Source organism: Brucella rhizosphaerae (genome assembly GCF_002252475.1).
Lineage (GTDB): Bacteria > Pseudomonadota > Alphaproteobacteria > Rhizobiales > Rhizobiaceae > Brucella > Brucella rhizosphaerae.
Genome location: NZ_NNRK01000033.1, coordinates 79,331 through 100,556, shown reverse-complemented (window position 1 = coordinate 100,556; position 21,226 = coordinate 79,331). Strand labels below are relative to the sequence as shown.

Sequence of the window (21,226 nt, the reverse complement as noted above, 5' to 3'; positions counted from 1 at the left end):
GGTGGCGAGAAGAATTTTGCTCTTCATGGGGGCGTACAAAACCTTGGCGGATTTAGTTTTCGAAGCGAGGGGCATTTTCATCAAGAAGCCGGTTGGCTTCTGCTACGGCCTTTGCTGGGTCTTCTGCTTCAAAGACTGCACGGCCAAGAGCTACAAAATCAGCGCCGGTCTGGGCTGCTTCAATGACGCTCTCTACGGTATTGCCAGCCTGTGCGACACTTGGAATCTCGACAAGTTCAGCCCACCATCCAGCCAATGCCAGATTGCGTGGATGAGCATCGGGCTTGTTATCCGCACCTACTTTGCCAAAGAAAACATAGTCGGGTTGCAGTTCGCCAATTTCCATCGCGCCATGACGATCACGAAGATTGCCCGTACCAACGATGAATTTCGGTGTGTGCTTCTCAATGGCTTCTGCAAGCTCGGCTGCCTTGCCTTCAATGTGAATGCCATCGGCGCCGACACGACCTGCGATACGCGTATCATTGAGAATGATTGCGGCTGCGCCCTTATCCTGGATAATTGCAACAGCCTTTTGAGCAGATGCCTGAAAAGTCGCTTCATCCAGACCACTGCCGTCGAGAATCACGCTTGCAACATCGCCACCTGAAAGCGCTGCTGACAGGAGTTTTGCGAGTGCATCACCATCTGCAAGTGGTGGTGCAACCAGCAAAAGGCGGCAGCGTTCGTTATCTTTTGTAGCAGTTGGCGCGTTCATAAACCAAACCTAGCGAAAAATGTTGATGGAATTCGGGCATAAAGTAAGAGGGGTTCGTTGAACAGCCCCTTTGCATTGACGTGCCTTTATAGAGGCGCGTGGGAGCTACTTGTTGGCATTATGTTATCCACTGGAACGAAAGTTGATTGGAACCAACCGGGTTCCGCCGGAATTACCAGTTATATAAGCGGCAATGAGTGCTGCGCTATTGCAGACGAAAAACAAACGGCAGGCAGGCGAAATGACGAATGAAACGGCGAAAATAGTGCCAAAGGTTCGCGATACACGCATCGACGTGTTCCGCGCTTTGGCCCTGCTTACGATTTTCATCAATCATGTACCCGGTACGGTTTATGAGCACTTCACGCACAAAAATCTCGGCTTTTCTGATTCTGCCGAAGCTTTTGTTCTGATTTCAGGCATGGCAGTTGCGTTGGCCTATGGCGGTAAGTTTACGTCTGGCAATCGTCTCGTGCTGACGTTGAAAATGTGGCGTCGTGCCTGTGTGCTTTATACGGCGCATATTATGACGACGCTTGCGACGATTGGTATTTTTGCCGCCGCCGCAATTTTCCTCAAGCATCGTGAGCTTCTCACCCAGATCAATATCGGACCGCTGGTCAAACAGCCGGTTGAGGCTCTCCTGGGGCTGGTCACGCTGGGACATCAGCTTGGCTACAATAATATTCTGTCGATGTATGCAGTCATGCTTCTTATGACGCCGCTATTGCTGCTGCTTGCGCGTTTCAGCCTGTCTTTGATGCTTGGTGTATCGGGTGTCATCTGGCTGCTCTCAGGCCTCTATCGTGTTGCGCCGATCAATTACCCAACGGATGGCGTCTGGTTCCTTAACCCGCTGTCGTGGCAGTTTCTGTTTGCGATCGGTATTGCCGGAACGATCTATGTGCGTCGCGGCGGCAAACTACCTGCACATCCTGCGATGATCACAGCTGCAGTGGGCTTTCTGGTTCTCTCGCTCGCCTGGGTTCGTATCCCGCTTTGGGGTATTGATGCGTCGATGGGCATGCCTGCAGTGCTGACTGGCTTTGACAAGACTTTCCTGTCTGCTCCGCGTCTTCTGCATGTTCTTGCAATGGCTTACCTGATTGCTGTTGTGCCAACGTTAAACAGTATTGCCCGTACGGCTCCGGATAATCCGCTGGCCATTCTGGGCAAGCATTCGCTGCCGGTCTTTATCGCCGGTACGCTGTTGGCGATGGTGGCACAGGTCATGAAGCTGATTAATCCGGGCGGCCTGCCATATGATACGCTGTTGATTGCGACGGGCGTCGTGATGCAGTTTGCCCTTGCTTATTATCTCGAGTGGCTGCCCACCATCGGCTGGGGAAAGAAGCCAGCAGCAAAGCCTGCGACGGCAGAGGGTTCCAAGGTTCCGGTTACATCAAACCTGAAGCCGACCTCGAAGCCTGCGCTTCAGCGCGTTTAAAAAGCCTATTTTAAAAGCCGCCTTCGGGCGGCTTTTTTGTTCGAGGCGCGGTATCTGAATGATGATTTTTCCACAGTTCGTCCGTGATATTAACTCTTCATTAATCTTAACGGCGTTAAATGGTTTACATCCAGTTCGGCTGGATTCTTACCGAGTGGTTTAGCCACTTTGTTTGACGCCTCCCTGTTAAACTCCTGAGAGCCGCCTTTGCGGCTCTTTTTTTATGCGCTTTAGAGCTGTTGCAGGAAAGTGGGAGCCGGTTTCCGTGCGAAACAGCAAGAAACAAGCACAGTGAGAGCAAGTTCTGTGGCTCCTGAACGTGCAAACACCCCAGCGAATCAGGAAAACTCGAACTGCCGTCGCGCTCAAGGCTTTTCACGCTTTGTTTAAAACTGCCGAAAAATATTAACTGAACGTTAAACATAAACTTGCGCGACCGTGCATGAAGGTGCAGTTTGTCGTGGACTTGTCTAATGCAGCTGTTCCGTCCCAGCTCTCCTCATGGTCGAACAGCGGTTCAGTAATTTCATTCGCATTCTTTAACGAGGATGTGAGCAACAGAATGACCGCCCGTTGTGTGGTCATGTAAGGTGGCAGAGCAGTGATTAGCGAACAGGGACAGATGCCGGGTAACATGATCAGCCTTGCTGAACGCATGGTGTTCTCGGATTCCTTCAAGCCGATTTACAGTGAAGGCATGGATATGGTCGAGGAAGCTGCAAGCTATCTCGACGGTGAGGGCCGTGAAGAAGCGCGCAATCTCTCACGCGTTGCCGCAACGCTTTATGCCGCCGAATCGATGCGCCTGACCACTCGTCTCATGCAGGTCGCTTCGTGGCTTCTGTTGCAGCGCGCTGCCCGCAATGGTGAAATGTCTCGCCAGCAGGTAGAGGCCGAGAAGGCGAAAGTTCGTCTTGATACGCCTTCGGCTGGTGATGTAGCGACGGGCTGGAATGAACTGCCATTCGCATTCATTGAACTCATCGAACGTTCGATCCGCCTTCAGGCGCGCGTCCGTCGCATGGATCGCAATGTCTATGGTGAAGTCGTTTCCCTGCAAACAGCACCGCGTGGCAATCCGGTTTCTGACCAGATCGTTCTGCTTAAGACGGCTTTCGGCGCTTCCTGATAGCGAATTCATACGCGCTTTCTGGCGCATATGTTTCTCTTTTGTTCACTTTTGTACTGTCAAGTGAACCTGTCTGAGGATAGGGTTCACTTATGAAAGAAACGATTCGCATCATTGGTATTGATCCAGGGCTCCGCCGTACCGGTTGGGGCGTTGTTGAATCGCTTGGAAATTCCCTGCATTTTATCGCTTCGGGTACTGTGACCTCGAATGCCGAAATGGATCTGGCTTCGCGGCTTTGTCAGCTGCATGAGGGGCTTTCTAAAGTTCTTCATGAATTCGTGCCGCATGAAGCTGCGGTTGAGCATACATTCGTCAACAAGGATGCGACAGCGACGCTGAAGCTCGGGCAGGCGCGCGGAATTGCGCTGCTGGCACCGGCACAGGCTGGTCTTCCGGTTGCTGAATATGCACCCAATGCTGTCAAGAAGGCTGTGATTGGTGTTGGTCATGGTGAAAAGCAGCAAATTCATATGATGGTGAAGGTTCTGATGCCGCGCGCAACATTTGATACGAGCGATGCCGCCGATGCGCTCGCCATTGCCATATGTCATGCGCATCACCGGCAAAGCATTGTGAGTGCACGCAGGATGCAGGCGCTCTTAGAACGCGCTGCAACCTGATTGGTTGAGGTCCGAACACTCTTCCATTTGTTTTTACGCATGCTTCCCAACACCGGTTCCAGTTTTTGGGAGACATGTTCTGGAATTTTGAGTTCACGCGCATCTGGTCCCGAATATAGTTTGACACTCTTCGGTATGCGCTTTTAGCGGGGTAGCACTCAAATGATCGGCAAGCTTAAGGGCGTGATCGATGAAATTGCTGAGGATCATGTCGTCATCGATGTGCATGGTGTCGGCTATGTTGCCTTTTGCTCAGCGCGTACGCTGGGTAATCTGGGTGGTGCAGGCGAGGCAGCCATTCTGTTTATCGAAACCTACGTGCGCGAGGATATGATCCGCCTTTTTGGTTTCGGATCGCAACTCGAGCGCGAATGGTTTCGCCTGTTGCAGAACGTGCAGGGCGTGGGTGCCAAAGTGGCGCTTGGCGTGCTTGGTACCCTAACACCACCTGAACTTGCCAATGCAATTGCGCTCAGAGACATCGCGATGGTTTCGCGGGCGCCAGGTGTTGGCAAAAAAGTGGCCGAGCGCATTGTGACCGAATTGAAGAACAAGGCACCTGCCTTTGCTGGTGATGCAAGCGGTACCATCGGTCTCAAGCAGGAGCTGGGCGCAGGTGCTGCCTCGGCCCCTGTAACAGATGCAGTGTCAGCGCTTTCCAATCTTGGCTATTCGCGCGATCAGGCGGCGAATGCGGTGGCTGCTGCGTTGAGGGAAGCCGGTGATGAGGCCGATTCGGCCAAGCTTATCCGCCTCGGGCTGAAGGAGCTGTCACGGTGAGATACTTGCCTGACTTCAGCGTTCATGCGAGGAGGGAGCCATGAGCGACCGTAATCCTCTTATTGATGCTGACGTGCGTGGCGAAGACGCCGACAGCACATTGCGCCCGCAAACACTGAATGATTTTGTGGGGCAGGCAGCAGCGCGTGCCAATCTCAAAGTTTTTATCGAAGCTGCCAAGGTTCGCGGTGAAGCGCTCGATCATGTTCTCTTCGTCGGACCTCCCGGGCTTGGCAAGACGACGCTCGCGCAGATCATGGCCAAGGAGCTCGGTGTCAATTTCCGTTCGACTTCCGGCCCGGTGATTGCGAAGGCCGGCGACCTGGCCGCACTTCTCACCAATCTTGAAGACCGGGACGTGCTCTTCATTGATGAAATTCATCGTTTAAGCCCGGCAGTTGAAGAAATTCTCTATCCGGCGATGGAAGATTTCCAGCTTGATCTCATTATCGGTGAGGGACCGGCAGCGCGGTCTGTTAAGATTGATCTGGCGAAGTTTACGCTCGTTGCAGCAACGACGCGTCTGGGCCTGTTGACCACGCCTTTGCGTGATCGTTTCGGCATTCCGGTAAGGCTCAATTTCTATACGGTCGAAGAACTCGAATATATTGTGCGCCGTGGTGCGCGCATCATGCAGATGGGCATTTCACCGGATGGTGCGCTGGAAGTTGCGCGCCGTTCGCGTGGGACGCCGCGTATTGCAGGCCGACTGTTACGGCGCGTTCGCGATTTTGCGCTGGTCGCCGGGGTTGATATTATCGACCGCAAGATTGCCGATGAGGCTTTGTCGCGGCTTGAAGTCGATAATCGTGGCTTTGATCAGCTTGACCGGCGTTATCTTGATATGATTGCGCGCAATTTCGGTGGCGGGCCAGTTGGTATCGAAACCATAGCAGCGGGGCTGTCTGAACCACGCGATGCCATTGAAGACATCATCGAACCCTATATGATTCAGCAGGGCTTTTTGCAGCGCACGCCACGCGGGCGTGTTCTGACCGCAGTTGCCTGGCAGCATATGGGGCTGGCAGCACCGGCCGAGGTGGTGCAGCAGTCGCAGTTCGGACTTTTCACCGAAGGCGAATGATCACGGAAGACGAGTGATGAGTAAAATCGACCAAGCCGCAGCGCAATCTGTTTCGGGCGAATTGAAGGATGGTGCGCACCATCTCTATGCACGCATCTATTATGCTGACACCGATTTCTCCGGTTTTGTCTATCATGGCCGCTATCTCGAATTTTATGAACGTGGCCGCACCGATTTTCTCCGACTTCAGGATGTTCACCATATCGAGCTTGCCGAAGGCGCGCTGGGCGAAGAGATGGTCTGGGTCGTTCGCCGTATGGAGATCGACTATAAATCGCCTGCGAGAATGGATGATCTCATTCTGATCGAAACGCGTGTGAGCGAGATTCGCGGTGCACGCGTTATCATGGCCCAGAAGATCACCTGTGGCGAGCGCCTGCTGTCGGAAGCCAGGGTCGAGGCGGTGATGATCACCAAGCAGGGTCATCCGCGTCGTATCCCGGATGAATGGCGTGAAGCTTTCACGAAGGCCGACTGATTTTCTGAGGGCTCCTGCAATAATTAACGGGCAAGGACGTCTTCTCGGTAAATGCTAACGCATCTTTAACCATAATATTCCATTAATCACGATGACGGAATCGGTTGAAGGGCCGGGTTGAAGCGTAGCGCCTTCCTTTCACCAAAATTAACCGTAAAAAGCGCTGTGAGGATTTAAAGTTGAAATCCGGAATGGCGGTTGTGGCGTAGAGCGTCAGCATATCCGTCAGGGTGTGCAAAAGCTTTCGCATAGTTCTCTGAATTGAAGCCAGTTCAAGGAACTATGCATAACTTAAGTTCTTAGAGCGTCCTTTGTGCGCTCCATGGAACGCACGGCGCTCTAAAAATAAAGCTGCGCAGGTTGGGGCGTTCGGAAACGGACGTTTCTTGAATAATTTGCGATGCCGCCCGGTCAAGAGGCCGGGCGTTTGGATTCGAGGACGGTAGATCGATGGAAAATGTTGCGCTTGCGGCCCCTGCCGCCGATATTACCCTCTGGGGCCTGTTTATGCAGGCGGGCTGGGTCGTTAAGCTGGTTATGCTTGGTCTCGTGGTCGCCTCGGTCTGGACCTGGGCTATCATCGTGGACAAAATCGTTGCTTACGGACGGGCGCGTAGCGCCATTGCTCGCTTTGAGCAGGCATTCTGGTCCGGGCAGTCACTGGAAGAACTTTACCGCACTCTCAATGATCGCCGGACGACCGGTATGGCTTCCATTTTTATGGCTGCCATGCGCGAATGGAAAAAGTCATTTGAGAAGGGTGCGCGCTCCCCGATTGCACTTCAGATGCGTATCGACAAGGCCATGGATGTGGCTTTGGCGCGCGAGAGTGACAAATTGGAATCACGCCTCGGCTTTCTGGCGACAATTGGTTCTGCTGCACCGTTTATCGGGCTCTTTGGTACGGTTGTCGGTATTATGACGTCGTTCCAGGCAATTGCGGCGTCGAAGAACACCAACCTTGCGGTCGTGGCACCGGGTATCGCGGAAGCGCTGCTTGCAACTGCCATTGGTCTGCTTGCCGCTATCCCTGCTGTTATCGCCTACAACAAGCTTTCGAGTGATGCAGGTAAGGTCAATGGGCGGCTTGAAGGGTTTGCAGATGAGTTCTCTGCCATACTGTCGCGCCAAATTGATGAGAAGCTGACGCCGCGTAGCTAATACGCTCCAGTAAAAACAGTTGAAATCAAGCCTTCGGGAAACTTGCAATGGGCATGTCGGTTGGAAATCAGGGAATGCAGTCGGGCGGACGCCGCAGGCGTGGTCGCAAGAAGGCATTGATGAGTGAAATCAACGTTACGCCGTTCGTGGACGTGATGCTGGTGTTGCTTATCATCTTCATGGTCTCAGCCCCGCTTCTGACGGTCGGCGTGCCTATCGATCTGCCGGATACGCAGGCAAAAGCCATGAATGCCGACACGCAGCCAATCACCGTTTCGGTGAACAGCGAAGGCCAGATTTATCTGCAGGAAACTGAAATTCCGCTTGATGAAGTTGTTGCCAAACTTCAGGCGATTGCCAAGACCGGTTACGAAGAGCGCATTTTCGTACGCGGTGACAAGTCTGCCGATTACGGTACTGTCATGAAGGTCATGGCTCGCATTTCCGCCGCCGGTTTCAAGAATATCGGCCTTGTGACACTCCAGGAGCAGGATAGCTGACGCCATCATGAAGGCTGGCCTGACATCTTCTGTAGCGCTCCATACCGTCGTTATCGCGCTGGGGCTGTTCTCCTTTTCCTCGCCGAAGGCATTCGACGTGCAGGATTCGGAGTCGTTTCCGGTCGACATCGTTCCAATCGAATCGATTACCCAGATTCAGCAGGGCGATAAAACGGCACCAATGAAGGAAAAGTCGGCTCCTGTTCCGACGAAAAAGCCCCAGACCACGCCTGACGCCCAGAATATCGGCGATCAGGAGGTTGATACGCAAACACCGCCACGGCCCGAAAACAAGGCCAAGCCAATTGAGGCAGCTGAGGAACCCAAGGCACAGCCGGAGCCGGTCAAGAAACCAGAGCCGAAGCCAGATCCTAAGCCTGACCCTAAGCCGCAGGATAAGCCGACGCCGGTTCCTGCGACTGAAATGCAGACAAAGCCTGAAGAAAAGCAGGAAGTGAAGCCTGATCCCGTGGCGGAAGCCATTGAGAAGCAGGCCGAAGCGCCGGACCAGACAACGCCGAAACTGCCGGACAATGTTCCGGCACCGCAGGCAAAACCAAAACCGCCTCAGGCGCAGACGGCCAAGACACCGGATCGCAAGCCCACGGAAGATCAGAAGAAGTCCCAGACTGCTTCTCAGACGTCACAGTCGAAGAATGATGCGATTGCTGATGAGGTAGCAGCACTTCTCAACAAGCAGAAGGCGTCTGGCGGAGGTGCAAAGCGCTCAACCGATCAGGCATCGCTGGGCGGCAAGAAGAATACTGGCGGCTCCAAGCTGAGCCAGAATGAAATGGATGCCCTTCGTGGCGCGATTTCCAAGTGCTGGAACGTACCTGCCGGTGTGGCGGATGCGCCCGGGCTTGTCGTGACGGTGAAGATGCATCTTAACCAGGACGGTTCAATTCAGGGGATTCCTGAGGTGACATCCGGCGGTGGTGGTGATGGCGTAGGCCGTGCTGCAGCTGAAAGTGCCAAGCGCGCTGTGGCTCGTTGCGCACCATACAACCTGCCAGCAGACAAATATGATTCATGGTCGGAAGTGATCGTCAACTTCGACCCGAGCGAAATGTTCTGATCAGCCTTGCTGGTCAATCCTAACGAATGCCTAAATGAGGCCCATCGATTAAGGCCCCTCAATAAGGTCAAGGACAAAAGAGGTCCCTAAAGACATGAAAATCGGCATCATGAAAACAAAGATCCGGACGGTTTTTTCGGCTTTCGCCTGTATGATTGCTGCAAGCCTTGTGGCTACCATGCCTGCTCGCGCGGTGGTGGAAATCAACATCAACAAGGGTGTGGTCGAGCCATTACCGGTTGCTATCACCGATTTTCTTTCGGCTGATCAGCTGGGAGCGAATATTACGTCGGTTATTGCCGCAGATCTTGAGAGGTCGGGCCTTTTCGCGCCGATCAACAAGAACGCATTCATTGAAAAGATTTCCAACCCTGACGCAACACCGCGTTTTGAAGATTGGAAAGTCATCAATGCGCAGGCATTGGTCACGGGGCGTATCACCAAGCAGCCGGATGGCAGGCTCAAGGCTGAATTCCGCCTCTGGGATACTTTTGGTGGTCAGCAGTTGATTGGTCAGCAGTTTTTCACAACGCCGGATAACTGGCGTCGTGTTGCGCACATCATCGCGGACGCGATTTATGAGCGTCTGACCGGTGAAAAGGGCTACTTTGATACCCGGATTGTTTTCGTTGATGAATCCGGTCCAGCACAGAAGCGCGTCAAGCGTTTGGCAATCATGGATCAGGATGGCGCCAATGTGCGTTATCTTTCCGATGGCCGCGATATGGCGCTGACGCCACGTTTCTCGCCTAATCGTCAGGAAGTGACTTACATGTCGTTTGCTGGTGGTCAGCCGCGCGTTTACCTGTTGCAGCTTGAAACCGGTCAACGTGAACTCGTTGGTAATTTCCCGGGCATGTCGATTGCACCGCGCTTTTCGCCTGACGGTCAGAAGGTGGTTATGAGCCTTCTGCAGGATGACGGCAGCGCGAACGTCTATACAATGGACTTGCGTAACCGCACCACGACGCGTCTGACCAATAGCCAGGCGATTGATACCAGTGCATCCTATTCGCCAGATGGTTCGCAGATCGTATTTTCATCTGACCGTGGTGGACGTCCGCAGCTCTATGTCATGGGCGCCGATGGGTCCAATCCGCGCCGTATCTCGGCGGGTGACGGCAGCTATTCGACACCAGTCTGGTCGCCACGTGGTGATTTGATCGCTTTCACAAAGCAGTCGCAGGGTCAGTTCTCCATCGGTGTCATGAAGACCGATGGTACGGGTGAGCGTCTGTTGACTTCAGGCTTCCACAACGAAGGTCCGACCTGGGCTCCGAATGGTCGTGTCTTGATGTTCTTCCGCAAGGCAGCAGGTGCCGGTGGTCCACGGCTCTTTACGATTGATTTGACTGGTCGCAACGAACGCCAGATCCAGACCCCGAATTTCGGTTCCGACCCTGCATGGTCGCCGCTACTCGAGTAGTCTGTGGGGTTAAGTTAAGACGTTGGAAGGCGCGGAACGCATGTTTCGCGCCTTTTTTATGGCAAATTGCCATAATCAAGCTCGTTGAGCCGTGTTTCTGCCGCATTTAGCCATCACTGGCTAAAAAAGAATTGCTGCCGGGGAAAACCGGTTTGCATCTGGCCGAAACAAATTGTTAACCATACTTCTTGAGCCTGCCTTAACCTAAATATGATTATTGGTTGGTTACGCAGGAACATCAAATCTTAAGGAGCTCCGGCCCATGCGCCGTTTCCAGTCGATCGCACGTAGCCCTATCGCTATTGCCCTTTTCATGACGCTCGCCGTTGCTGGCTGTGCGTCCAAGAAGAACCTTCCGAACAATGCCGGTGATCTTGGCTTGGCTGGCGGCGCTGCAACGCCCGGCTCGTCGCAGGATTTCACCGTGAATGTCGGTGACCGTATTCTGTTCGATCTCGATTCCTCGCTGATCCGCGCCGATGCACAGCAGACGCTGTCGAAGCAGGCTCAGTGGCTGCAGCGTTATCCGCAGTACTCGATCACCGTCGAAGGCCATGCCGACGAACGCGGTACACGTGAGTACAACCTTGCGCTCGGCCAGCGTCGTGCAGCAGCAACCCGCGACTTCCTCTCAGCTCGTGGTGTTCCAACCAGCCGTATGCGTACCGTTTCCTACGGTAACGAGCGTCCAATCGCTGTTTGTGATAATAATTCGTGCTGGTCTCAGAACCGCCGTGCCGTTACCGTTCTCAACGGCGCTGGTAGCTAAGTTTCAGCAAGTAGCATGAACCTAATCCGGAAAAAGCGGCCTTTGGGCCGCTTTTTTTGCTTTAGAGCCCGACTATTGGTGATTTCGACAAATTTTGGCCGAAGTCACCAGTGTCATAGGGAAAGCATCTTTGCTTTTTATGGATTTTCTCTAAAAGCTGAGAAGAGCCGTGAGAAATTGGGTGTTCAGATTATATTCAGGCGCGGTGCCTGATCATCCTGTACATGGCCATGATTATTGCGGTTCAAGATTTTAGGGCACATGAGCGATAGGGGCAAAAGGGAATGAGGAAACCAATGAGAAAAGTGACGCTGGCAATTGCCATGCTGCCGCTTTTGGCAAGTGCTCCGGTTCTGGCAGCATCTGTTTCTTCGCAGCAAGGGGTTATCCAGCTGGCGCAGGCGGGTGATGTCGGCGGCGGCCAGTTTTCGCAGCAGGTCTGTAATCTCGCGCATCAGAATGCGCAGTCCTATGCCCGTATCCTGCAGCTTCGCGATAATATGCTGAAAATCCAGCGCGACAACGAAACCCGTTTTCAGGCACTGGAAAAGGGTCGTAGTGGCGCGCAGAACCATGTCAGTATCGGTTCGACCGCGATACTCGACGATGCCATGCGCGACAGCGGTGGCGCGGGCGGGCAGGGCGGAAATCAAAGCCCCGGCCTGCAGCAGGAGCTGGTTCGCAATCTCACCGGTAAGGTTGAGGACGTCGACGCACAGATAGCGTTCACGAACGAGCAGTTGCAGAAGACGCAGGATGACAACGACTTCCGCTTCGAGGAGCTGGAAAAGAAAAAGGGTGTGAGCGCCTCAGCCAAGGCAAGTGCCAGCCCGAATGCACCTGTCACACCTCCACCAGGCAGCGATCTTTGCACACAGGGCATGACAAACCCTGCAGCGATTGCAGATACACTGAGTGCCCGTGCCGAAGCCATGAACTTCCAGGTCCTGGAGCTGCAGGACCAGATGCAGAAAATGCAGGAAGAAAATGAACGCCGGTTCCAGGCATTGGAAAATGGTGGTCGTGCGGATGCAGGTGGCGCGCCAAACGAGAGCGGCAACACATCATTGGCTGATGCGGCTCCTGCCGGAAACCCCGATAACGGGGTTTCTGGAAGCACTGCGCAAGACGGTAATTACGGTTCTTCTTCCCAGACGGCGGCCAACAATTCAGCGGGCGCCGATTCCATGGCTATTGGTTCAGGTGCTGCCCCGCAAGGTGGTCCTCAGCGTGGGGAGCCGCCGAGAGAGCTCGGCTCCATTCGCTTTGACAACAATGGCAATGTAATTGGCGAAACCATGAATGTGGAGCCACGCCCGGCAGAACAAGGTGCAGCACTTCCTGCTGGTGAAGCTGTTGCGTCTCTTCCAACCGATGACAATCCGAATTCGCTGTATCAGGCTGCATATCAGTATCTGATGTCGGGCGACTATAAGGCTGCGGAGACTGGTTTCCGTGAGCATATCAAACGTTATCCCGCTGATCCGACGACTGCAGAGGCACGCTATTGGCTTGGTGAATCGCTTTATGGTCAGTCACGTTTTCCAGAAGCTGCAACGGTTTTCATCGACACGCAGCGCGATTACCCTGATTCAAAGCGCGCAGCAGAAAACATGTTCAAGCTCGGTATGACGCTTGAAAAAATGGACAATCATGACGTTGCTTGCGCGACTTTCAAACAAGTCCCTGACCGCTATCCGAATGCGGCGCCTGCTGTTTTGAAGCGGGTAACGGATGAGCGCACACGTATTAAATGTTGATTGCGGAGATTATTTGTGGGGCTTTCCCCGATCGAAATCTTTGAACCTTTCGGACTTCAGAATGCCAAAGGAATTGTCGCTGCCGTTTCAGGCGGGAGTGATTCACTGGCACTGTTGTTCCTTTTGAAAGAGTATCTTACGACGCTGGATAATCCCCCGTTGTTAACAGCCGTAACCATAGACCATCGGTTGCGCGACGAATCGGCCCTTGAGGCCACAGACGTTGGGCGTCTTTGCAATTTGCATGGGATTGCTCATCGAGTTCTGGCATGGGAAGAAGCAAAGCCCAAAAGTGGTGTTGCTGCTGCTGCGCGCTCTGCCCGTTACCGACTTCTGGTTCAGGCTGCTCAAGAGGCAGGCGCAGACTTTATTGCCACCGGCCACACACGCGACGACCAGATCGAAACATTTCTGATGCGTAAAGAACGCAGTTCCCATTCGGAAGCACGCGGGCTTGCTGCAATGGCTTCGCGCTCATGGCTCGAAAATTCAGTCGAGCTGATCAGACCATTGCTCGACAAGCCGCGCGGGGAATTACGCAGAGAACTGACAGAAAGAAATGTCGTCTGGATCGATGACCCCAGCAATGTAAACACCAATTACGAACGCCCGCGAGTGCGGCTTACATCTGCGGCTGAGGCTGATCCTGATATGATCCTTGCGCAGATCGCGCTGGCAAGTGCGGCGCGTGAACGTGACAACGCGGCTCTGATTGCGGCTCTGGCTAATCCTGATTGCGTGAACATGAGCCAATCTGGCACGATCAGCGTCGATGCCGATATTTATGCGGCTTTGCCGGAAAATGTGCGGCGACTGTTTTCTGGTTTGCTTGCCTCCATTGCAGGCGGACGGCGTTTCCTTCCTGGCGATGCTGAACGATCCCGCATTGAGAAAGTATTATCGGGACAGGAGAAAAGCGGCCGGATGACGGTTTTCGGAGCGCTCGTCGAACTTGGCAAGAAGGGGCAACCGCACCGCTTCAGACGTGAACGGCGCAATCTCCCTGTCATGCGGCTTGATCCCGGTCAGCGGATCATTTGGGATGGGCGTTATCGCTTCAGGAATGAGGGCAGCCTTTCAGTTGATATCGACGCTCCCGAACGGCAGGAGCTTATCGATTTTATCAAGAACACCGGGCAGGAAATTGATTCGACCCAACGGGAAGCCCTGCTCGTACTCCCCGCCTTATATGAAGACGGCAAACTTTTGCGGCTTCCGGCAATGGATGGTCAGAGTTTACCCGCAGGAATCACTGTTGAACGGCACTTCGCGATCTTCGATCACGTGCTGCCGGGCTATGATTTTGGACTGGCAAATGCCGTTGAAAAGCGGTTTGGCCGTGAATGTCCTAATTTTTATAAACCAGATTGACAAGAATCGAAGACGAGGTGGCCCTCGTGCCTTGGCAAGGCCTCCCTTCGATCCTATGTTAAGTCGAAACATCGTCCCGTTCTCGCGGGATGGCCGTGGTATCGATTGGACCCGTTATGAATCCGAACTATCGCAACTTCGCCCTTTGGGCGATCATTGCTCTGCTCTTGATCGCGCTGTTCAACCTGTTCCAGAGTCCTGGCCAGCGCACGAATTCCCGTGAAGTTTCCTATTCCCAGTTTATCGACGACGTTTCCAACGGGCGCGTGAAGTCGGTAACGATCACTGGTGAGCGGATCAGCGGTACGTTTGCCGATAACGGCTCCACCTTTCAGACTTATTCACCAGGCGACACTGGACTTGTTTCCCGTCTTGAAGAAAAGGGCGTGGCCATTACTGCCCGTCCTGAAAGCGACGGTTCCAGCTCGCTCCTGGGCATTCTTCTGTCGTGGCTTCCGATGATTCTTATTCTGGGTGTGTGGATTTTCTTCATGCGCCAGATGCAGGGCGGTTCGCGTGGCGCGATGGGCTTTGGGAAGTCCAAAGCTAAACTTCTGACCGAAGCGCACGGACGTGTGACTTTCCAGGATGTTGCAGGCGTTGAAGAAGCCAAGCAGGATCTGGAGGAAATCGTTGAATTCCTGCGTGATCCGCAGAAATTCCAGCGTCTGGGCGGCAAAATTCCACGCGGCGTTCTGCTCGTTGGACCTCCAGGAACCGGTAAGACGCTTCTAGCGCGCTCCGTTGCTGGCGAAGCCAATGTGCCGTTCTTCACGATTTCCGGTTCTGACTTTGTTGAAATGTTTGTTGGTGTTGGTGCAAGCCGCGTTCGCGACATGTTTGAACAGGCCAAGAAGAATGCACCTTGCATCATCTTCATCGACGAAATCGATGCTGTCGGTCGTCATCGTGGTGCCGGTCTTGGCGGTGGCAATGACGAACGTGAACAGACGCTCAACCAGCTTCTGGTCGAGATGGATGGTTTTGAGGCAAACGAATCAATCATTCTGATTGCTGCAACCAACCGTCCTGACGTTCTTGATCCAGCACTTCTTCGTCCAGGTCGTTTCGACCGTCAGGTCGTGGTTCCGAACCCGGATATCGTTGGTCGCGAACAAATCCTCAAAGTGCATGTGCGCAATGTTCCGCTTGCACCCAATGTTGATCTTAAGATCATTGCACGCGGCACGCCGGGTTTCTCTGGTGCGGACCTTGCGAACCTTGTGAACGAATCTGCTTTGATGGCAGCACGCCGTAACAAGCGCATGGTGACCATGCAGGAGTTTGAGGACGCCAAGGACAAGATCATGATGGGTGCGGAACGCCGCTCCGCCATGACGCAGGAAGAGAAGGCCAATACGGCTTATCACGAAGCGGGGCACGCTATTGTAGCGATGAATGTCCCGAGTTCTGATCCGGTCCATAAGGCGACAATTATTCCGCGCGGTCGCGCGCTGGGTATGGTGATGCAGTTGCCAGAGGGCGACCGTTATTCGGCGACCTACACGTGGATGGTTTCGCGTTTGGCGATCATGATGGGCGGCCGTGTGGCTGAAGAGCTGAAGTTCGGTAAGGAAAACATCACCTCCGGTGCATCTTCCGATATTCAGCAGGCCACCAAGCTTGCTCGTTCGATGGTGACCCAGTGGGGTTACTCCGACAAGCTCGGTCGTGTGGCGTATGGCGACAATCAGGAAGAAGTCTTCCTTGGCCATTCGGTTTCGCGCACGCAGAATGTTTCGGAAGAAACTTCCCAGATCATCGATGCTGAAGTGCGTCGCCTGATTGACGAAGCCTATGCTGATGCAACGCGCATCCTGACTGAAAAGCGTGAGGACTGGATTGCACTGGCTGAAGGTCTTCTCGAATATGAAACGCTGAGCGGCGAAGAAATCAAACAGCTGATTGCCGGCAACAAGCCGTCGCGCGATCAGGGCAATGATACGCCGTCACGCGGTTCGGGTGTGCCCAAAGCTGGCAGCCCGCGCAAGCGCAAGGGTGAGGAACCAGGCAGTGAGCCTGGAATAGAGCCTAATCCACAGCCGCAATAAGCGTCTGTTATAAATTTCGAAAGCCGGGCAACTGATTGCCCGGCTTTTCTCTTTTCAGGTCCTGCCCCTATTAAAAGGCTCGGTTAAGGATTTCGGCGCATCATGCGAGCAAACTAAGGTGCTATTGGCACTTTATGGCCTCGAAAGGTGAAATTGCCCCAAAAAGGTGAAATTGCATTGATGTGTGGTTTTGGGATAATAACGCAATCAGAGTAGTTCCGGCTAAGACTGAATTGTTGTAACCGCTCTAACGATTTGTTTGAAAGCATTTGCCGTCTCTCTGATGCGGCGGTCGACCATCGTTGTTTCGCGTTCTTATGAACGACTGATATTGGATTGCTTCGAGATAGCTCTATGGCGCAACGCAAGGCTAAGAATATGACACGTAAATATTTTGGAACTGACGGCATTCGCGGTAAGGCAAACAGCTTTCCGATGACGCCCGATATTGCCATGAAAGTTGGCATGGCGGTTGGGCATATTTTCCGCCGTCGGGGCCAAGCCTCGCGCGTTGTGATCGGCAAGGACACACGTCGTTCCGGCTATATGCTGGAAAACGCTCTGGTAGCTGGTTTCACCGCTGCTGGCATGGACGTCTTTTTGCTCGGACCAATCCCGACACCGGCTGTTGCTATGCTCTGCCGGTCATTGCGTGCCGATATTGGTGTGATGATTTCGGCCTCGCATAATCCGTTCTTTGACAATGGCATCAAGCTGTTCGGTCCGGATGGTTTCAAGCTTTCTGACGAAATCGAACTGCAGATCGAAAGCCTGATCGATAGCGATCTTTCGGCCCATCTTGCGACCCATGGTGAAGTCGGCAAGGCAAAGCGTGTTGATGGCGATATTTACCGCTATATCGAATTTGCGAAGCGCACACTTCCGCGCAATATATCGCTCAATGGTCTGCGTGTGGTCGTCGATTGTGCGAACGGTGCTGGCTATAAGGTCGCGCCGGCGGCTCTTTGGGAACTTGGTGCAGAAGTTATCACCATCAATGATGAACCGAACGGCATCAACATCAATGAGGATTGCGGTTCAACCCATCCCATCGGTTTGATGAAGAAGGTTCATGAAGTGCGGGCCGATGTGGGTATTGCACTTGATGGCGATGCTGACCGTGTTCTGCTCGTGGACGAGAATGGAACAGTGATCGATGGCGACCAGCTTCTGGCAGTAATTGCCGAATCATGGGCACGGTCTGATCGTTTGCAAGGCGGCGGTATTGTCGCGACCATCATGTCCAATCTCGGTCTTGAGCGCTTCCTGCATGATCACAATATGACGCTTGCCCGCACCAAAGTCGGAGATCGTTACGTGGTTGAGCACATGCGTCAGCATGGCTTCAATGTGGGCGGCGAACAGTCAGGGCATATTGTTCTGTCGGATTTTGCCACGACAGGCGATGGCCTCGTCTCTGCCCTGCAGATTCTTGCGGTTGCGCAGGAAGAAAACAAGCCGCTGAGCGAGCTGTGCCGTAAGTTTGAACCCGTGCCGCAGCTTCTCAAGAATGTCCGCACCACTGGCGGTAAGCCGCTTGAGAACAAGAAGGTCAAGAGTGCGATTGACGAAGCCACTGAACGTCTTGGCGCTCAGGGTCGTCTTGTCATTCGTCCATCGGGAACCGAACCGCTGATCCGCGTAATGGCGGAAGGGGATGATCGCGTTCTCGTCGAGAAGGTTGTCAATGATATTATCAGCGTCATTTCTTCAGAAAGTGCCGCTGCCTGATTATATCGGCTGCCTGAGAAATACCAAAAGCGCGGAGATTTCCGCGCTTTTTTGTTGGCCATAACCCTCGTTTATAATTTCCAGAGGATTAATAAACACGGTTAAAAAACAAGGTTCCTTGTTTATTATATTATGCTATTTTTTGCAACCTAAATAACCCATTGAAAACACTATGTAATTTAATTTTACGGGCCTGAACACGGCGCTCGCCCTTTGAATCCAACGGCTGTAACTCTGAGTTGCAAATGCAAAACGGAGTTAAACAAATGCAATCACAAGTTGGTTTTCATGTGTGGGGAATGTTCGGAAACGAACTGTTTGATCGGGTATTTCCAAGCGCTGCTGCTTGGAAGGCATGGCGTCGAATTAACGAACGTCGATACGAAATTGAAGTTTTCGGAATGAAAAGCGAGGCGGCATAATGGCTTTGCTGTCCGCGCAATATCGCCGTAGGCTTTTGGAGAATGGTCTGGATCGTGAGAAGGATCATATTCCGGTCGTCAAACTGTTCACGCCATGGGCTAACGCGACATGGGTACTGAAAGACATGGAGCCTGATGGCGATACGTGTTTCGGTCTGTGTGACTTGGGACTCGGTGAGCCGGAACTAGGTTATGTCAGTTTAACGGAACTGGAAAGCCTCAGAGGGCCAGCAGGGCTTAAGGTCGAGGTAGACTTGCACTGGGAGCCGACAAAGCCTTTGAGCGCGTACACGAGCGCCGCAAGGGCAAATAGACGCTACGTAGAGCCGTAGCCTTCACTCAAAGTGAAAGGGAGTTCGTGTTCTACGAACTCCCCCTGTTATAGCGCTTGCTTGAAACGCAACGCGTCCAGGGCCGTTGCAAAATCCATCTGTATCCGGCCAGTTATACCTTCGTAAGCAAACTGACCTTCGTAACCGAGACTTCGAACATGAGCCAAGAATGGCTCGATCTCATCTGCAAAGATGCGATGAATTTCATCTAAAACGGTCATCTGGCTAATCGGCTGCACCAGTGCATCAAACATAACAGGCCGCTGATTAGTGACCTTCTGCATTGGCTTGAGATCGCCGCTATAACTCAACTCATACAATCGGCATAACAACGTGTTGAGTTCATCACTTTTAGATTGTGTGGGCTTGTCGCTCACTGTTGCCCCCAACAAGTTATTGCTTCGCGCCATTACGCTTTGCTTTACGGTCCAGTGCGTACCTGTAAGCGGCCTTGTTCGCTCGTTCATTCACCACAAGCAACAGTACACCAGCAGCAATCGCCAGTATCGCAACACAAAGCGTCTGTAAGTCTGCTGTCCATATCATTGTAATTATCTGTATAACACCATTAAAAACATCTTGTAGTGTCATATTGCCCTCCGAGAATAAGAATAAAAATAGCAATACTGCCAATGATACTTATGCGCAAGAAATAAAAAACCCTCCCTGACGCAGCAGGAAGGGCTTGAGGAAATAGTGGGGCAGTCGGAAAATGAGGAAAAACCAACTGCCCGGTGCAGGAGAGCACATGCGATCGCTAGTAGATCAGGAGTGTGTTCGTGATCGCACTTTTATTTATGTGTTTTCGTGATTTGGCTGGCTGTTTAACGCGCCCGTTTTTATCTCCCCCAATAGCCCAAACTCTGACTGGCTGTCCGCAGGATGGAGCGAAGCGACCAAATGGCTACCGCAGGTTAATCAACCCAATAACCCACCAATGGCCGTGCGAAGCACTGCAAAGCAGAAAAACTACAAGGCTGGAAGCGAGGACGAGATTGGCAAAGCCAAATCGGACTTGGCTTCAGCCATGTATGCTTAGGTTAGTTGATATGCAAGTGGTGGAGTGCATGGGTTATCTATATAGAATATAGATAAGTTATGTATTCTACTACTTTCATGTTAATTAACCCAATCCATATTACTTTATATTATGAGTTATGTAATCTACTACTCGGCTGGGTATCGGCCTAATCCAGCGCATTCCGATAAATATCTGCGTGAACATCTCACATTTGTTTTGCCAAAAACATCTCACTGGACCGAGGGACTCCAATCCCTCGGTTTCTTACCTATTAGAGCAGGGTTTTGAAGTAGATTACATAAATAGAAGTGTAGAAATTATTTGGAGATAATTCTGCAATTGGCAAACAAATTTTCAGGAGTTCACTATGCAACCGAAACATATTTTGATTACGATCCAAGTCCATAACAAACTAGTCGATTTCCCTAACGACAAGGTGGACGATTTCACAGAAAAACTTTTCAAGTTCTATTCCCGCAGTGCGCGTTACCAAACAAAGCAGGGCGTTACGTTTGAACTGACCTTCTCCCAATACATCGACAAGTTCACAAACAATCAGTTAAACTCGCTTGCACGTTCTTACCTCAGAGGAAAAATTGAAGGTCGCCAGCGTTCGGATTTCAAACTGGTTTTGAGTTGGGCTAGTCGTCAGGACAAACTCAATGGCGTTATGAACGATGCAACCGCAATCATTTGCGGACAGAAAGAGTCCATGCAGAACTGCCGTTATCTGCCGGGTGAAGAACGCAGCGAAAAGACACGCAAGCGCATGGCGGCGAAGAAGTTGGGTAAGAAGCGCCCAGAGTCGGTGAGGACCAAGATCTCCGAAACAAAGACCGGCCAGAAATACGATGAGACACATTGTGCAAACATATCAGCGGGTCTTAAGGGCAAGCCGAAGTCCGCTGAGTCCAATGCTAAACGAGCCGCAGCAGCGAAGGCCAGATGGGCCGCAGCCAGAGAAGCAAAAACCTTCACTCAAAGTGAAGCGCATAAATAACAACGAAGGTGAATAGGCCCGCTTTCAACTCCACAGAGGTAGACCCGGATTGCACAAGCGATCCGGGTTTTGTTTTGCCTGCTCAAACGGCGCTCCGAGTAAATACTAGGTAACAACGGAGGACACGCCAATGAGCGAACACGGACAAAAGGGAGTTGCCAAAACTCCAGAACACAAAGCCGCAATTTCCAAAGCACTGACCGGACGAACACTAACGCCAGAGCATAAGGCGAAGATCAGTCAGGGACAGAAAGCAGCGAAAGCCGCGAAGAAGGAAAAGGCCCAGATCAAGCAAGCAGCAACGCAATTCAAAAGCCCCCATTTCCAGAGCATTTGAGCGTGTTT

General features: G+C 52.6%; 22 protein-coding genes. 19 read left to right on the top strand and 3 right to left on the bottom strand.

Annotation, left to right across the window (positions count from 1 at the left end; translation table 11 throughout):
- Window positions 1–52: 52 nt before the first annotated feature.
- The gene (locus tag CEV32_RS16335) at window positions 53–718 is read right to left on the bottom strand and encodes a thiamine phosphate synthase (RefSeq protein WP_094578183.1); all 666 of its coding nucleotides are present in this window, start codon (window positions 716–718) and stop codon (window positions 53–55) included.
- A gap of 241 nt (window positions 719–959) precedes the next feature.
- Between CEV32_RS16335 and CEV32_RS16330 the strand changes: the two genes are divergently transcribed.
- The 17 genes from CEV32_RS16330 (at window position 960) to CEV32_RS16255 (ending at window position 18,860) form a co-directional block, all read left to right on the top strand.
- Window positions 960–2,165: an OpgC family protein gene (locus CEV32_RS16330; protein ID WP_094578316.1), complete on the top strand. Its 1,206-nt coding sequence runs from the start codon at window positions 960–962 to the stop codon at window positions 2,163–2,165.
- Between the two features lie 622 nt (window positions 2,166–2,787).
- A complete protein-coding gene (rcdA, locus tag CEV32_RS16325) occupies window positions 2,788–3,294 on the top strand; it encodes a protease adaptor protein RcdA (protein ID WP_094578182.1) in 507 nt (168 codons plus the stop codon).
- 92 nt (window positions 3,295–3,386) lie between these two features.
- Window positions 3,387–3,917, top strand: coding sequence for a crossover junction endodeoxyribonuclease RuvC (gene ruvC, locus CEV32_RS16320; protein ID WP_094578181.1), 531 nt, complete (start codon window positions 3,387–3,389; stop codon window positions 3,915–3,917).
- Window positions 3,918–4,079: 162 nt separating this feature from the next.
- Complete coding sequence (gene ruvA / locus CEV32_RS16315) at window positions 4,080–4,697, top strand: Holliday junction branch migration protein RuvA (RefSeq protein WP_094578180.1); 618 nt, start codon at window positions 4,080–4,082, stop codon at window positions 4,695–4,697.
- Window positions 4,698–4,737: 40 nt separating this feature from the next.
- On the top strand, window positions 4,738–5,781 hold the full coding sequence (gene ruvB / locus CEV32_RS16310) for a Holliday junction branch migration DNA helicase RuvB (RefSeq protein WP_094578179.1): 1,044 nt from the start codon (window positions 4,738–4,740) through the stop codon (window positions 5,779–5,781).
- Between the two features lie 16 nt (window positions 5,782–5,797).
- The gene (gene ybgC, locus CEV32_RS16305; RefSeq protein WP_094578178.1) at window positions 5,798–6,259 is read left to right on the top strand and encodes a tol-pal system-associated acyl-CoA thioesterase; all 462 of its coding nucleotides are present in this window, start codon (window positions 5,798–5,800) and stop codon (window positions 6,257–6,259) included.
- Window positions 6,260–6,709: 450 nt separating this feature from the next.
- Window positions 6,710–7,420, top strand: coding sequence for a protein TolQ (tolQ, locus tag CEV32_RS16300; RefSeq protein WP_094578177.1), 711 nt, complete (start codon window positions 6,710–6,712; stop codon window positions 7,418–7,420).
- Between the two features lie 47 nt (window positions 7,421–7,467).
- Window positions 7,468–7,920: a protein TolR gene (tolR, locus tag CEV32_RS16295; RefSeq protein ID WP_024895713.1), complete on the top strand. Its 453-nt coding sequence runs from the start codon at window positions 7,468–7,470 to the stop codon at window positions 7,918–7,920.
- Between the two features lie 7 nt (window positions 7,921–7,927).
- Window positions 7,928–8,998, top strand: a complete 1,071-nt coding sequence (locus tag CEV32_RS16290) for a cell envelope integrity protein TolA (protein ID WP_094578176.1) — start codon at window positions 7,928–7,930, stop codon at window positions 8,996–8,998.
- A 94-nt stretch (window positions 8,999–9,092) separates the two neighbouring features.
- Window positions 9,093–10,424, top strand: a complete 1,332-nt coding sequence (gene tolB / locus CEV32_RS16285) for a Tol-Pal system beta propeller repeat protein TolB (protein ID WP_094578175.1) — start codon at window positions 9,093–9,095, stop codon at window positions 10,422–10,424.
- Between the two features lie 262 nt (window positions 10,425–10,686).
- A complete protein-coding gene (pal, locus tag CEV32_RS16280; protein WP_094578174.1) occupies window positions 10,687–11,193 on the top strand; it encodes a peptidoglycan-associated lipoprotein Pal in 507 nt (168 codons plus the stop codon).
- A gap of 284 nt (window positions 11,194–11,477) precedes the next feature.
- The gene (gene ybgF / locus CEV32_RS16275) at window positions 11,478–12,953 is read left to right on the top strand and encodes a tol-pal system protein YbgF (RefSeq protein ID WP_094578173.1); all 1,476 of its coding nucleotides are present in this window, start codon (window positions 11,478–11,480) and stop codon (window positions 12,951–12,953) included.
- Window positions 12,954–12,968: 15 nt separating this feature from the next.
- A complete protein-coding gene (gene tilS, locus CEV32_RS16270) occupies window positions 12,969–14,324 on the top strand; it encodes a tRNA lysidine(34) synthetase TilS (RefSeq protein WP_094578172.1) in 1,356 nt (451 codons plus the stop codon).
- A gap of 116 nt (window positions 14,325–14,440) precedes the next feature.
- Window positions 14,441–16,375: an ATP-dependent zinc metalloprotease FtsH gene (gene ftsH, locus CEV32_RS16265; protein WP_094578315.1), complete on the top strand. Its 1,935-nt coding sequence runs from the start codon at window positions 14,441–14,443 to the stop codon at window positions 16,373–16,375.
- A gap of 378 nt (window positions 16,376–16,753) precedes the next feature.
- Complete coding sequence (glmM, locus tag CEV32_RS16260) at window positions 16,754–18,106, top strand: phosphoglucosamine mutase (protein ID WP_208620863.1); 1,353 nt, start codon at window positions 16,754–16,756, stop codon at window positions 18,104–18,106.
- A gap of 266 nt (window positions 18,107–18,372) precedes the next feature.
- Window positions 18,373–18,528, top strand: coding sequence for a hypothetical protein (locus CEV32_RS23740; protein WP_167382819.1), 156 nt, complete (start codon window positions 18,373–18,375; stop codon window positions 18,526–18,528).
- Window positions 18,528–18,860 (top strand): DUF2958 domain-containing protein, encoded by a 333-nt coding sequence (locus CEV32_RS16255; protein WP_094578170.1) that lies wholly within the window; start codon window positions 18,528–18,530, stop codon window positions 18,858–18,860. The genes CEV32_RS23740 and CEV32_RS16255 overlap by 1 nt, the downstream gene beginning before the upstream one ends.
- A gap of 47 nt (window positions 18,861–18,907) precedes the next feature.
- Here the strand turns inward: CEV32_RS16255 and CEV32_RS16250 are convergent, their stop codons facing one another.
- Window positions 18,908–19,237 carry a hypothetical protein gene (locus CEV32_RS16250; RefSeq protein WP_143128849.1) on the bottom strand — a complete coding sequence of 110 codons (330 nt, stop codon included), beginning with the start codon at window positions 19,235–19,237 and terminating at the stop codon, window positions 18,908–18,910.
- A 16-nt stretch (window positions 19,238–19,253) separates the two neighbouring features.
- Window positions 19,254–19,451, bottom strand: a complete 198-nt coding sequence (locus tag CEV32_RS16245; protein WP_094578168.1) for a hypothetical protein — start codon at window positions 19,449–19,451, stop codon at window positions 19,254–19,256.
- Between the two features lie 797 nt (window positions 19,452–20,248).
- On the opposite strand from CEV32_RS16245, the gene CEV32_RS16240 reads away from it, so the two are divergent.
- Complete coding sequence (locus CEV32_RS16240; protein WP_094578167.1) at window positions 20,249–20,881, top strand: hypothetical protein; 633 nt, start codon at window positions 20,249–20,251, stop codon at window positions 20,879–20,881.
- A gap of 130 nt (window positions 20,882–21,011) precedes the next feature.
- On the top strand, window positions 21,012–21,218 hold the full coding sequence (locus CEV32_RS16235) for an NUMOD3 domain-containing DNA-binding protein (protein WP_094578166.1): 207 nt from the start codon (window positions 21,012–21,014) through the stop codon (window positions 21,216–21,218).
- Window positions 21,219–21,226: the final 8 nt, after the last annotated feature.

What these genes read in the sequence shown, in the direction of transcription:
- CEV32_RS16335 (WP_094578183.1), bottom strand. Translation starts at nt 718, where the DNA reads ATGAACGCGCCAACTGCTACAAAAGATAACGAACGCTGCCGCCTTTTG.
- CEV32_RS16330 (WP_094578316.1), top strand. Translation starts at nt 960, where the DNA reads ATGACGAATGAAACGGCGAAAATAGTGCCAAAGGTTCGCGATACACGC.
- rcdA (WP_094578182.1), top strand. Translation starts at nt 2,788, where the DNA reads ATGCCGGGTAACATGATCAGCCTTGCTGAACGCATGGTGTTCTCGGAT.
- ruvC (WP_094578181.1), top strand. Translation starts at nt 3,387, where the DNA reads ATGAAAGAAACGATTCGCATCATTGGTATTGATCCAGGGCTCCGCCGT.
- ruvA (WP_094578180.1), top strand. Translation starts at nt 4,080, where the DNA reads ATGATCGGCAAGCTTAAGGGCGTGATCGATGAAATTGCTGAGGATCAT.
- ruvB (WP_094578179.1), top strand. Translation starts at nt 4,738, where the DNA reads ATGAGCGACCGTAATCCTCTTATTGATGCTGACGTGCGTGGCGAAGAC.
- ybgC (WP_094578178.1), top strand. Translation starts at nt 5,798, where the DNA reads ATGAGTAAAATCGACCAAGCCGCAGCGCAATCTGTTTCGGGCGAATTG.
- tolQ (WP_094578177.1), top strand. Translation starts at nt 6,710, where the DNA reads ATGGAAAATGTTGCGCTTGCGGCCCCTGCCGCCGATATTACCCTCTGG.
- tolR (WP_024895713.1), top strand. Translation starts at nt 7,468, where the DNA reads ATGGGCATGTCGGTTGGAAATCAGGGAATGCAGTCGGGCGGACGCCGC.
- CEV32_RS16290 (WP_094578176.1), top strand. Translation starts at nt 7,928, where the DNA reads ATGAAGGCTGGCCTGACATCTTCTGTAGCGCTCCATACCGTCGTTATC.
- tolB (WP_094578175.1), top strand. Translation starts at nt 9,093, where the DNA reads ATGAAAATCGGCATCATGAAAACAAAGATCCGGACGGTTTTTTCGGCT.
- pal (WP_094578174.1), top strand. Translation starts at nt 10,687, where the DNA reads ATGCGCCGTTTCCAGTCGATCGCACGTAGCCCTATCGCTATTGCCCTT.
- ybgF (WP_094578173.1), top strand. Translation starts at nt 11,478, where the DNA reads ATGAGGAAACCAATGAGAAAAGTGACGCTGGCAATTGCCATGCTGCCG.
- ftsH (WP_094578315.1), top strand. Translation starts at nt 14,441, where the DNA reads ATGAATCCGAACTATCGCAACTTCGCCCTTTGGGCGATCATTGCTCTG.
- glmM (WP_208620863.1), top strand. Translation starts at nt 16,754, where the DNA reads ATGACACGTAAATATTTTGGAACTGACGGCATTCGCGGTAAGGCAAAC.
- CEV32_RS23740 (WP_167382819.1), top strand. Translation starts at nt 18,373, where the DNA reads ATGCAATCACAAGTTGGTTTTCATGTGTGGGGAATGTTCGGAAACGAA.
- CEV32_RS16255 (WP_094578170.1), top strand. Translation starts at nt 18,528, where the DNA reads ATGGCTTTGCTGTCCGCGCAATATCGCCGTAGGCTTTTGGAGAATGGT.
- CEV32_RS16245 (WP_094578168.1), bottom strand. Translation starts at nt 19,451, where the DNA reads ATGACACTACAAGATGTTTTTAATGGTGTTATACAGATAATTACAATG.
- CEV32_RS16240 (WP_094578167.1), top strand. Translation starts at nt 20,249, where the DNA reads ATGCAACCGAAACATATTTTGATTACGATCCAAGTCCATAACAAACTA.
- CEV32_RS16235 (WP_094578166.1), top strand. Translation starts at nt 21,012, where the DNA reads ATGAGCGAACACGGACAAAAGGGAGTTGCCAAAACTCCAGAACACAAA.